Annotated in this window: 9 protein-coding genes; 4 read left to right on the plus strand and 5 right to left on the minus strand. The window is 73.5% G+C overall.

Annotation, left to right across the window (positions count from 1 at the left end; translation table 11 throughout):
- Positions 1-30: 30 nt before the first annotated feature.
- Positions 31-828 (plus strand): exodeoxyribonuclease III, encoded by a 798-nt coding sequence (locus ACFWEG_RS17805; RefSeq protein WP_387215978.1) that lies wholly within the window; start codon positions 31-33, stop codon positions 826-828.
- 169 nt (positions 829-997) lie between these two features.
- On the opposite strand, the gene ACFWEG_RS17810 is transcribed toward ACFWEG_RS17805, so the two are convergent.
- The 4 genes from ACFWEG_RS17810 to ACFWEG_RS17825 form a co-directional block, all read right to left on the minus strand.
- Positions 998-1,168 carry a hypothetical protein gene (locus tag ACFWEG_RS17810; protein WP_387215981.1) on the minus strand — a complete coding sequence of 57 codons (171 nt, stop codon included), beginning with the start codon at positions 1,166-1,168 and terminating at the stop codon, positions 998-1,000.
- A 97-nt stretch (positions 1,169-1,265) separates the two neighbouring features.
- The gene (locus ACFWEG_RS17815) at positions 1,266-2,159 is read right to left on the minus strand and encodes an SDR family oxidoreductase (protein WP_387215984.1); all 894 of its coding nucleotides are present in this window, start codon (positions 2,157-2,159) and stop codon (positions 1,266-1,268) included.
- Positions 2,156-3,052 (minus strand): alpha/beta fold hydrolase, encoded by an 897-nt coding sequence (locus ACFWEG_RS17820; protein WP_387215987.1) that lies wholly within the window; start codon positions 3,050-3,052, stop codon positions 2,156-2,158. Before ACFWEG_RS17820 ends, ACFWEG_RS17815 begins: the two co-directional genes overlap by 4 nt.
- Before the next feature lie 37 nt (positions 3,053-3,089).
- A complete protein-coding gene (locus ACFWEG_RS17825) occupies positions 3,090-4,622 on the minus strand; it encodes a flavin-containing monooxygenase (RefSeq protein WP_387215990.1) in 1,533 nt (510 codons plus the stop codon).
- Positions 4,623-4,788: 166 nt separating this feature from the next.
- On the opposite strand from ACFWEG_RS17825, the gene ACFWEG_RS17830 reads away from it, so the two are divergent.
- Entirely contained in the window at positions 4,789-5,493 is a 705-nt protein-coding gene (locus ACFWEG_RS17830; RefSeq protein ID WP_387215993.1) for a MerR family transcriptional regulator, read from the plus strand.
- A gap of 27 nt (positions 5,494-5,520) precedes the next feature.
- Here the strand turns inward: ACFWEG_RS17830 and ACFWEG_RS17835 are convergent, their stop codons facing one another.
- A complete protein-coding gene (locus ACFWEG_RS17835; protein ID WP_387215996.1) occupies positions 5,521-8,805 on the minus strand; it encodes a S41 family peptidase in 3,285 nt (1,094 codons plus the stop codon).
- Between the two features lie 185 nt (positions 8,806-8,990).
- On the opposite strand from ACFWEG_RS17835, the gene ACFWEG_RS17840 reads away from it, so the two are divergent.
- Both ACFWEG_RS17840 and ACFWEG_RS17845 read left to right on the plus strand, forming a co-directional pair.
- The gene (locus ACFWEG_RS17840) at positions 8,991-9,584 is read left to right on the plus strand and encodes a TetR/AcrR family transcriptional regulator (protein ID WP_387215998.1); all 594 of its coding nucleotides are present in this window, start codon (positions 8,991-8,993) and stop codon (positions 9,582-9,584) included.
- A gap of 174 nt (positions 9,585-9,758) precedes the next feature.
- Positions 9,759-11,981 carry an MMPL family transporter gene (locus ACFWEG_RS17845; protein WP_387216001.1) on the plus strand — a complete coding sequence of 741 codons (2,223 nt, stop codon included), beginning with the start codon at positions 9,759-9,761 and terminating at the stop codon, positions 11,979-11,981.
- Positions 11,982-12,025: the final 44 nt, after the last annotated feature.

A 12,025-nucleotide genomic window follows, 5' to 3' on the forward strand; every position in this document is an offset into this window, starting at 1 on the left:
GTGCTACGGGGCACGGGTTATCGTGCCGGGATGCTCACTGTCACCTCGGTCAATGTGAATGGTCTGCGGGCCGCCGCGAAGAAGGGGTTCGTGGAGTGGCTGGACGCCACCGCCGCGGACGTCGTCTGCCTGCAGGAGGTGCGGGCGGAGCCGCAGCAGCTGCCCGAGGCGGTGCGGCGGCCGGACGCATGGCACACCGTGCACGCGCCGGCGGCGGCGAAGGGGCGGGCCGGGGTGTCGGTGTACACGCGCCGCGAGCCCGAGCGGGTGCAGGTCGGTTTCGGGGCCGCGGAGTTCGACGAGAGCGGGCGGTACGTCGAGATCGACCTCCCTGGGGTGACGGTCGCCTCGCTGTACCTGCCGTCCGGCGAGGTCGGCACGGAGCGGCAGTCGGAGAAGGAGCGCTTCATGGCCGCGTTCCTGCCGTACCTCGTGGAGCTGCGGTCACGCGCGGCGGCGAACGGGCGGGACGTCCTGGTGTGCGGTGACTGGAACATCGCGCACCAGGAGGCCGATCTGAAGAACTGGCGCGCCAACCGCAAGAGCTCCGGGTTCCTGCCGGAGGAGCGGGAGTGGCTGTCGCGGGTCTTCGACGAGGCGGGCTACGCGGACGTCGTCCGCGCGCTGCACCCGGGGGTGGAGGGTCCGTACTCGTGGTGGTCCTACCGGGGCCGGGCGTTCGACAACGACACGGGATGGCGCATCGATTACCACGTGGCAACGGAGCGGCTGGCCGGGCGGGCGGTCAAGGGATGGGTGGAGCGGGCGGCGACCCACGAGGAGCGGTGGTCCGACCACGCGCCGGTGTCCGTCGCGTACGACCTCTAGGAGTCGCGTACGACCTCTCCAGGAGAGGCCTTTCGGCCGGGCTCCGAGAAAACGGCATCCCGCGCGCGCAGGCGCACCTCAAGGACGCCTCCGCGCGCGCGAAAGGCGCGCCCCGGGAAGTACCCACCGGGGCGCGCCTTTTCATGCCGTCCCAGCGGACAGCCGCGCGTCAGCGGTCGAAGCGGTCCCGCTGGTCCTGCATGTCGTGCATCTCGTCGTCCGCGCGGTCACGGCCCTGCTGCTGACGCTCGCGGGCCTCGTCCTTGGCCTGGCCGGACTTCTGCTTGGCCTGGTCGGCGAGGTCCTGCGCCTTGTCCTTGAACTGGTCGGCAATACCCATGGTCTTCACTCCTGAAGGTGGGGGGTGTCGGCGCCGAGGGGCGGTTTCCCCTGCGGCTCGATCAGCGTGACACGGGCCGACACACCGCGCATTTCGATCAGTGACGGAGTGTGTTCCGAGCGTGTTCGTCGGCCTCCCCACCTGCACCGACGAGGCCGGTGGGCACCTCGTCGAGCCGGTCGGCGAAGCGGTTCATCTCGCGGCCGCCGACGGTCCCGATCAGGGCGGGCAGGTACCCGCGGACGGGCTGCATGCCGCGCAGCCACCACTGGCCGTAGACGTGCGCGGAGCGGCGCTCGATGCCGGTGACCAGGCGGTCGACCGCCGGGCTGAGCGGGTAGGTCTTGTTCGCCGGCCACGGCAGCCTGGCGCGCAACTCCCGCATGACGTCGTGCCGGTCGGCGCCGCGGACCATGTCGGTGTCGGTCCAGGAGAGGTAGCCGACGCCGACCCCGACGCCCTGGGGGGCGACCTCGGCCCGCAGGCAGTGCGCGAACGCCTCCACGCCGGACTTGGAGGCGCAGTAGGCGCTCATCATCGGCGCGGGGGTGATCGCCGCGAGGGAGGCGATCTGCAGGAGGTAGCCGCGGGTCTCGGCGAGGTGCGGCAGGAAGGCGCGGGCGGTGACCGCGGAGCCGACGAGGTTGACCTCGATCACCCGCCGCCAGGAGTCCGGGTCGGACGCGGCGAACGGGCCGCCGCTCGCCACCCCGGCGTTGGCGACGACGACGTCCACCCGCCCGAACCGCTCCTTGACCTCGCCGGCCACCCGGGCGACCGCCTCGGGGTCGGTGACGTCGGCGTGCCAGTGGTCGCTGTCGGTGTGCAGACGGCCCGTCACCCGCTTCAACTCCTCGGGTTCCAGGCCCACCAGGGCGATCCGGGCGCCGCGTGCGGAGAGCTTGCGGGCGAGCAGTTCGCCCACTCCCCGCGCGCCGCCGGTGACGACCGCGACCCGGTTCTCCAGGGGGGAGGTGCTGACGGCGCTCATACGGTCTCCTTGGTGGCCGGTCGGTCGGAGGTCGGGTTCAGGTACGCGGCCGCCAGGTCGCGGATCGCCTGCGTCACCGCTTCGGGGGCCTCCATGGGGGTCATGTGCCCCATGCCGGGCAGCAACAGCAGGCCGGTGCAGTGCGGGAGTTCCCCGGCGAGCCGGCGGGCGTGGGGGAGCGGGGTGAGCCGGTCGACGCTGCCGGCGATCACGGCGGTCGGCACCGTGAGGCGGCCGACGTTCTCGTCCAGGGCGACCGCGTCGAGCACGTGCGCCCAGTCCGCGCGGGGTCCGCGCGGACACGCCGCGACGATCCTGGTGGCCGCCGCGACCCGCGCGGGCGGCGTCGCGGGGCCCATGGTGATGTACTTGATCAGCTTCCTGGACAGCGGTGTGACCGGGCCGTACGGCGCCCGCGTCGACAGCAGCGACCGCGTCAGGCGGGCGCGCAGGGCGCTCTCCCGCAGCAGCGGTACGACCCGGGACTCGTCCACCAGCCGCCCCGAGCCCGTGCTGCACAACAGCGCCGCCGCCGCGTGCTCCTCGAAGCGCGGCCGGCCGGCGGCGGACATGATCGTCATGCCGCCCATGGAGTGGCCCGCGATCACCGCCTTCTCGCCGGGTGCGAGCGTCGTCGCGAGCACGGCCTCCAGGTCGTCGGCGAGGGCGGTGGTCGAGGCGGGTCCGTGGGGGGAGCGGCCGTGGCCGCGCTGGTCGTAGGCGATCACGCGGAAGTCGGGCGTCAGGGCGTCGATCTGCTCGGCCCAGAACGTGGTGTTGCAGGTCCAGCCGTGGGCGAGGACGACGGGCGGTGCGGAGGCGGGGCCGTACACCTCGACGTGGACGGGGTGGCCGTCCGTGGAGAGGGCGGTGAGGTCGCGAGCGGTGGTCATGGGATCAGCTCCGAAATCGTCAACCTAGAGGGGCGGTTCAGCGGGGCGCGGGCACTGCGCGGAGCCCCGGCGCGGGTGTGCGCGCGGACCGCAGGACCGTGTACTCCGCGAGGTCCACGCGCCGGGTCTCCTTGCGGAACGCCGACGTCGTGCCCGGCCAGATCGTCGTGTTGCGGCCGTTGGCGTCGAGGTACCAGCTGTCGCAGCCGCCGGTCTTCCAGACGGTGCGGGCCATGCGGTCCTGGACGCCGTGGTTCCAGGCGTGCACCGCGGTGGGCCGCGCGTCGAGGGCGACCCGCTCGCCGGAGCGCCCCTTGAGGGCGTCCAACTGCTTCACGTAGTCGGCCAGGTAGTTCAGTTGCGACTCGATCATGAGGATCATCGACGAGTTCCCGAGGCCGGTGTTCGGCCCGATGATCGTCATCCAGTTGGGGAACCCCGCCGCCGTCGCGCCCCGCAGCGCCGCCATGCCGTCCTTCCACGACTCCGCGAGCGTCTGACCGCCGGCGCCCACCACGCGTTCGGCGATCGGCATGTCGGTGACGCGGAAGCCGGTCCCGAAGACGATGACGTCCGCCTCGACCGACGTGCCGTCCGCGGCGACCAGCGTGCTGCCGCGGACCTCCTTCAGGCCGGAGGCGACGACGTCCACGTTGGGCCGGGCCAGCGCCGGATAGTAGGAGTTGGACAGCAGGATGCGCTTGCAGCCGATGCGGTAGTCCGGGGTCAGCGCGGCCCGCAGCGCGGGGTCCTCGACGTGCTGGTGGAGGTTGCGCACGGCGAGTTTCTCCACCCGGCCGAGCACCCCGGGGTACTTGGTGAACGCGCCGACCTGCACCTCCCTGATGCCCCAGAGGATCCCGCGCCGCGCCTTCGCCGTCGCCGGCAGCGCGCGGTGCAGCGCGCGCTCGGCGGCGGTGATCTCGCGGTCGACGCGCGGCAGCACCCAGGGCGGGGTGCGCTGGAAGAGGGTGAGGCGGCCGACCTCGGGCTGGATCGACGGCACGATCTGGATCGCCGACGCGCCGGTCCCGATCATCGCGACCCGCTTGCCGCGGAGGTCGGCGTTGTGGTCCCAGCGGGCCGAGTGGAACACCTCGCCGTCGAAGGTGTCCAGGCCGGGAATGTCGGGAATGCTCGGGTCGGAGAGCGGGCCGGTCGCGGCGACGACCACGTCGGCGGTCAAGGAGCCCTGGGCGGTGTCGACCTCCCAGTGCAGGGCGTCGGCGTCCCACCGCATCCGCTTCACCTCGCAGCCGAGGCGGATGTGCGGGCGCAGGCCGAAGGTGTCGGCGACGCGCTCCAGGTAGGCGCGGATGTGCTCCTGCCCGGAGAAGGTGCGCGGCCAGTCGGGGTTCGGGGCGAACGAGAAGGAGTACAGGTGGGAGGGGACGTCGCAGGCGCAGCCCGGGTAGCTGTTGTCGCGCCAGGTGCCGCCGACCGCGTCCGCGCGCTCCAGGACGACGAAGTCGGTGACGCCCTCGCGGCGCAGGCGGACCGCGGCGCCGAGGCCGCCGAAGCCGCTGCCGATCACCGCGACGCGGACGTGTTCGGGGTCGTGCTTGCTCATTCCTGCGCCTCCCGCGAGTCTGCGACTCTGCCAGTAATCACTGGCGTGATACGTCGGAGCGTAGGGCAGGTTCGTACCGGCCGGTAGGGGTGCGGCACGGAAAGTTACCGGCGGTACGACGTAGGCTGCGGGGGTGAGTTCGGGACGGTCGGCACGGGAATTCCGCATGGCGGAGCTGGCGGAGGCGGCGGGGGTGCCGGTCCGCACGGTCCGCTACTACCGCGAGCGCAGGCTGCTGCCGCCGCCGCGGCGCGAGGGCCGGATCGCCTGGTACGACGAGCACCACCTGGCACGTCTGCGGACCGTGGGGGCGCTGCTCGAACGGGGGCACACGCTGTCGGGGATCGCGGACCTGGTGGAGACCTTCGAGAGCGGCCGGTCGGTCGGGTCGTTGCTGGGGGCGCCGTCACCGGCGCCGTCGGAGGAGGAGCAGGTCCGGCTGACCCCCGAGGAGCTCGCCGACCGCTTCGCGGGCTCCGTCACCCCGGAGAACCTCGCGACGGCGCTGCGGCTGGGCTACCTCGCGGTCGACGGCGACGAGGTCGTCCACGTCAGCCGCCGGTTGCTGGACATCTCCTCCGCGCTGGTCCGCGAGGGCGTGCCGCTGTCGGCGGTGATGGCCGTCGGGGCGGAGGTGCGGGGCCACGCGGAGGCGCTGGCGGGGGCGTTCGCCGCGCTGCTCTCCGCGCACGTCGGGGTGGAACGCGCCGTCGTGCTGCGGCCGTTGGCCAAGGGCGTCGTCGAGGCGGAGCTGTCCCTGGCCCTCGACCGGCGGTTCGCCGCGCGCGACGGGGGCGCGTCCGGCGGGGAGGCATCCGACGGGGGCGCACCCGGCGAAGGCGCGCGCCCCGCGGACGTGCGCCACCGGTAGGCGCGCCGCCCCACGCCCCGCGGCTCCTCACCGCTCCGGCAGCACCGGCCGGCTCCGGTCCGGCACGTCGTCGTACGACGGCGCCTCCGCGGCCGGCTGGGACTCCAGGAGGGACAGCGCCACCCGCACCGCCGTGTCCAGCTGCGCGTACCGCCCCTCCGCCCAGTCCAGCGGCGTCCTCAGGGACTCGATGTCCGGGTCGACGCCGTGGTTCTCCACCGACCACCCGTAGGCGTCGAACCAGGCCGCGTTCATCGGCACCGTGATGACGGTCCCGTCGCCGAGGGCGTGGCGGCCGGTCATGCCGACGACGCCGCCCCAGGTGCGCTGGCCGACGACGGGGCCGAGCGGCAGGACGCGGAACGCCGCGGTGATCATGTCGCCGTCGGAGGAGGTGGCCTCGTCGGCGAGCGCGACGAGCGGCCCGCGCGGGGCGTTGGCGGCGTAGGAGACGGCCTGGGCGTCGCGGGTGAGGTCCCAGCCGATGATGCGGCGGGTGAGGGTCTCCACGACGAGCTGGCTGATGTGGCCGCCGGCGTTGCCGCGGACGTCGACGATGAGCGCGGGCAGGTCGACCTGGCCGCGCAGGTCGCGGTTGAACTGGGCCCAGCCGGAGCCGCCCATGTCGGGGATGTGCAGGTAGCCGCAGCGGCCGCCGGACAGCTCGCGGACGACGTCGCGGCGCTTGGCGACCCAGTCCTGGTAGCGCAGGGGCCGGTCGTCGACGAGCGGCACGACCGCGATGCGGCGGTCGCGGCCGGGGCTCTCGGCGGTGGTGAAGGTGAGCTCGACGGTGGTGCCGCCGGCGCCGGCGAGGAGGGGGTAGGGGCCGGTGACGGGGTCGACGGGGCGGCCGTCGACGTGGGTGAGGACGGCGCCCTCGCGGATGCCGGCGCCGGCGAGGGGGGAGCGGGCGCGGGAGTCGGAGGAGTCGCCCGGGAGGATGCGGGAGATCCGCCACCGGCCCTCGTGGCAGGTGAGGTTGGCGCCGAGGAGGCCCTGGGCGCGCTGGTAGTGCGGCGGGCCCTCGTTGCGGCGGGCGGGGGTGACGTAGGCGTGCGAGGTGCCGAGTTCGCCGAGGACCTCGCGCAGCAGGTCGGCGAACTCGTCGGGGGAGGCGACGCGTTCGAGGAGCGGGCGGTACTGGTCGAGGACCGCGGTCCAGTCGACGCCGCTCATGCCCGGGTCCCAGAACAGCGCGCGGACGATCCGCCCGGCCTCGTCGTAGGCCTGCCGCCACTCGGCGCCCGGGTCGACCTCGTGGAGGATCCGCCGCAGGTCGAGGTAGGTGGTGGTGTCGTTGTCGCCGGGCTCGGTGGCGGGCACGGCCCGCAGCTCGCCGTCCTCGGAGACGACCAGGCGGGTGCCGTCGCCGCTGACGGAGAAGCCGTCGAGCCCGGCCGCGAGCTCGGTGCGGCGCGCCTTGGGGAGGTCGAAGTGCTCCAGGGTGGGGCGGCCGGACATGTCCGAGGGGTTGGCGAAGGTCTCGCCGAGCGCGCCGGAGATGGGCCAGCGCAGCCACACCAGGCCGCCGCCGCCGACCGGGGCGAGCGAGGAGTACTTGGAGGCGGGGACGGGGAACGGGAAGACCCGCTCGCACAGCCCCTCGACCTCGACGACGGTGCTGACCGGCGCGTCGGCGGCTCCGTCGGGGCCGCCGTGCTCCAGCGGGTCCAGACCGCCGGCCGCGGGCCGCCCGTCGGGGGACAGGGCGAACGGGGAGGGGGTCGCGGACGACAGCGGGACCAGGTAGGGGCGGCAGCCGAGCGGGAAGGACATGCCGCCGGTGTGGACGTCGTAGACGGGGTCGAAGCCGCGCCAGGAGAGGAAGGCGAGGTAGCGGCCGTCGCTGGTGAAGACCGGGTTCTCGTCCTCGAAACGGCCGTTGGTGACGTCGAGGGGGGTGCGGGAGGCGGCGTCGGGGCCGCCCACGCGGACCAGGCGGATCTTGCGCAGGGTGCGGCCGATGCCGGGGTGGGACCAGGTCAGCCAGCCGCCGTCGGGGGAGAACGCGAGGTGCGAGACGGGGCCGTTGACCGACCGCGTCACCTCGTAGCCCTCGGCCTCCGCGGCGCCGGGGCGGGGGACGCCGAGGATCAGCAGCCGGCCGTCGTGGGTGGCGACGGCGAGCCGCGAGCCCTCGGGGTCGGAGACCAGTTCGGCGACGCGGCCCAGCTCGCCCGCCGCGAGCCGCCGGGCGGGCTGGGCGCCGGACGCGCGGGGGAGCGCGGCGATCTCGACGGCGTCCTCGCCCTCGGCGTCGGTGACGTAGGCGATCTCGCCGGTCTCGCCGAGCATCTCCGGCAGCCGGACCCGGACGCCCGGCGTGGCGGCGAGGGTGCGGGCCGGGCCGTCGCGGTGGGTGAGCCAGTACAGGCTGCCGCGCACGGTCACCGCGCTGGCCCGCCCGGTCGGGTCGACGGCGACGGCGCTCACGTGCTGCGCGGCGGGCACCTGGTAGGTGCGGCGGCCGGCGCGGGGGCCGCCGAGGCGGACGTCGAGGCGGCGCGGGACGGCGGCCGGGTCGGCGAGGTCGTCGGCGAGCCAGAGGTCCCCGGCGTGCTGGTAGACCACGCGGGCGCCGTCGGAGGAGGCGTGGCGGGCGTAGAACTCGGCGTGGTCGGTGTGGCGGCGCAGGTCGGAGCCGTCCGGGGCGACGGAGTAGAGGTTGCCGACGCCCTCGTGGTCGGAGAGGAACGCGACCCGGCCGGCCACGAGCATGGGGGAGGAGAGGTGCCCGGCGAGGTCGGGCACCAGCCGGACGAAGCTCTCCTCCGGCTTGTGGTGCAGCCAGAGCCGGCCGGTCGCCCCGCCGCGGTAGCGCTTCCAGGCGGCCGGTTCGTGCGGGGGAGTGCCGGTGAGCAGCAGCGTGTGGCCCTCGCGGGCGGCGAGGTGGGAGACGGGCCCCCAGGGGAGCCTGCGGCCCGGCGAGCCGTCGGTCGGCAGGTCGTACGCCCAGGAGAAGTGGGCGAACGGCTGGCCGTGCGAGGCGACCGCCAGGATGTGCCCCTCCTCGGTCCATCCGCAGACCCGCGTGTCGGTGGCGCCCCAGTACGTCAGCCGCCGCGAGGGGCCGCCGTCGACGGGCACGAGGTGCACCTCGGGGTCGAGGCTGCGCCACGAGGTGTACGCGATCTGGCTTCCGTCCGGCGAGAACCTCGGGTGGTCGATCCGGGTCCGGTCGACCGTGAGCCGCCACGCCCGCTCCGGCGCCGCGCCGGGGGCCGTCAGGGGGGCCAACCAGAGGTCGTCCTCGGCCGCGAAGCAGACGAGGTCGCCGTGGAGATGAGGGAAACGCAGGTAGCCGCTCACCCGACCATGCTTTTCCGCTTCCGCAGCCCCGGCAACTCGAACACAGGGGGCGAAAGTTCCCCCGAGGGGCGTGACCCAGGACACGTACGAAACGGTTTCGTTTCGCTAAGTCCGTCGGGTACCGTCTTAAGCGTACGAAACCGTTTCGTACGAGCCGTGAACTGTCACCGACCGGAGGTGTGATGATGGCGTGCGTGGCAACGACGCGACGCAGCAGGATCACGCCCGAGCGTGAGAACGAGCTCTACGAGGCCGTTCTCGAGCTGCTCCGGGAGGTGGGGTTCGAGGCCCTCACCATGGACGCCGTCGCGAGCCGGACCCGGTCCAGCAAGGCCACCCTCTACCGCCAGTGGGGGAGCAAGGCCGAACTGGTCGTCAAGGCGCTGCGCCGGAGCGTGAAGCCGCTCAGCGCGGTCGACATCAACACGGGGTCGCTCCGCGGCGACCTGCGCGCGATGGTCGCCATGTGCGACGACCACGTGCTCGAGCAGGAGAACGCGCTGATGCGCGGTCTCGTGCACGCCGCGCACGCCGATCCCGAACTCCTCGCGGCCTTCCGCGAGCTGCTGATCGAGCCCGAGGTCGACGGTTTCACGGTGATGCTGCGGCGCGCGGTCGACCGGGGCGAGATCAGCCCCGACTGCCCGGCGCTGCGGTTCGGCGTCCACATGATGATGGGCGCCTTCGTCACCCACCAGATGATCGAGGACCGGCCGGCCGACGCAGGCTTCCTGTCCGAGTACATCGACGCCGTGGTCCTCCCCGCCCTCGGCGCCTGAGCACGGCCGCACGCAGCACGCCGCGGCACCTCACGGCACGCCACGCCCCGGGCGCTCCCGGGCGCGCCGCGCACCCGCGCGACACCCCCGCATCACCTGACGCGCCGCTCTCGTCGTCGGGCTGATCCACCACGCCCCGATCCGACCCCCGTCAGCGACTGGAGTTACGCCCCCGTGGCCACCTTCCTCTACAAGCTCGGCCGCCTGTCCTTCAGGCGACGCCGCTACGTCCTGCTCGTCTGGGTGGCCCTGTTGGGCCTGGCCGGTTTCGGCGCCGCCTCGGCCGCCACCGCCACCACCAGCTCCTTCTCGATCCCCGGCACGGAGTCGCAGAAGGCCTTCGACCTGCTCGAGAAGCGCTTCCCCGACGGCAACGCGGAGGGCGCCACCGCCCGCGTCGTCCTGAAGGCGCCGGCCGGCGAGAAGATGACCGACCCGGACCACAAGGCCGAGGTCGCGCAGCTCTCCAAGGACCTGAACGGCGGCTCCGACCAGGTCGCGGCCGTCTCCGACCCGTACAAGACGGGAGGGGTCAGCCGGAAGGGCGACATCGCCTACCTGACCGTGAACTACAAGGTCAACGGGATGGAGCTGACGGAGGCCGACCGCGAGGCGCTCACCGACGCCGGCGCGGAGGCCCGTGACGCCGGGCTGACCGTCGAGATCGGCGGCGACGCGCTCCAGGCGATCCCGGAGACCGGCACCGGCGAGATCATCGGCGTCGCGATCGCCGCCGTCGTCCTCGTCGTCACCTTCGGCTCGCTGGTCGCCGCCGGACTGCCGCTGGTCACCGCCCTGATCGGGGTCGGCATCGGGGTCTCCACGGTCACCGCGCTCGCCAACGTCCTCGACCTCGGCTCCACCACCGCCACCCTGGCCACGATGATCGGCCTCGCCGTCGGCATCGACTACGCGCTCTTCATCGTCTCGCGCTACCGCGCCGAGCTGGCCGAGGGCCGCGAGCGCGAGGAGGCCGCGGGCCGGGCCGTCGGCACGGCCGGTTCGGCGGTCGTCTTCGCCGGCCTCACCGTCGTCATCGCCCTGGTGGGCCTCGCCGTGGTGGACATCCCGATGCTCACCAAGATGGGTGTGGCCGCGGCCGGCACCGTCGCCATCGCCGTCCTCATCGCGCTGACCCTGGTCCCGGCGATGATCGGCTTCGTCGGCAAGCGCGTCTTCGGCCGCAAGGCCCGCGCGGCCATGGAGGCGGCCCGCACCGCGGCCCCCGAGGCCGACAAGCCCGCCGAGAAGCCCAACATGGGCACCCGCTGGGCCCGCTTCGTCCTGCGCCGCCCGGTCGCCGTGCTGCTCACCGCCGTCGTCGGCCTCGGCGTGATCGCCGTGCCCGTCGGCTCCCTGGAGATGGGCCTGCCGGACGACGGCTCGCAGCCGGAGTCCACCACCCAGCGCAAGGCCTACGACCTGCTCTCCGACGGCTTCGGCCCCGGCTTCAACGGCCCGCTCCTGACCGTCGTCGACGGCACCGGGGCGAAGGACGCCAAGGGCGCGGCGCAGCGCACGGCCGACGAGATCAAGAAGCTCGACGGCGTCGCCGCCGTCACCCCGCCGGTGCCCAACAAGGCCGGCGACACCTACATGGTCACCGTGATCCCGAAGTCCGAGCCGTCCTCCATCGCGACGGAGGACCTCGTCCACGAGATCCGCGAGACCGGCGCCGAGCTGGGCTCCGACACCGGGGCCGAGGTGCTGGTCACCGGCGCCACCGCGATGAACATCGACTTCAGCGAGAAGATGAACGACGCGCTGCTGCCCTACCTGGCGCTCGTCGTCGGCCTCGCGTTCCTGCTCCTGATGGTCGTCTTCCGCTCGGTCCTCGTCCCGCTCAAGGCCGCGCTCGGCTTCCTGCTCTCGGTGCTCGCCGCGCTCGGCGCCGTCGTCGCGGTCTTCCAGTGGGGCTGGCTGTCGGGGGTGTTCGGGGTCGAGGAGACCGGCCCGATCATGTCGATGATGCCGATCTTCATGGTCGGCGTGGTCTTCGGTCTGGCGATGGACTACGAGGTCTTCCTCGTCACCCGGATGCGCGAGGCGTACGTCCACGGCGCCCGCCCGGGCGAGGCCGTCGTGACCGGTTTCCGCTACAGCGCGCGGGTGGTCACCGCCGCCGCCGTCATCATGATCGCGGTCTTCGCGGGCTTCATCACGGCCGGCGACTCGATGATCAAGATGATCGGCTTCGGGCTCGCGATCGCCGTCCTGTTCGACGCGTTCGTGGTCCGCATGACGATCGTCCCGGCCGTGCTCGCCCTGCTGGGGCGCCGGGCCTGGTGGCTGCCGAAGTGGCTCGACAAGGCGCTGCCGTCGGTGGACGTCGAGGGCGAGGCGCTCGCCCGCCGCGACGCCTCGAAGGGCGACGACCGCGAGCCGGCGCTCGTCTGACGCGCACGGCCTGACGCACAGGGCCCGGACGGGCGGCCTCGGCC

It is taken from the genome of Streptomyces sp. NPDC060194, assembly GCF_042728285.1.
Taxonomy (GTDB): Bacteria; Actinomycetota; Actinomycetes; order Streptomycetales; family Streptomycetaceae; genus Streptomyces.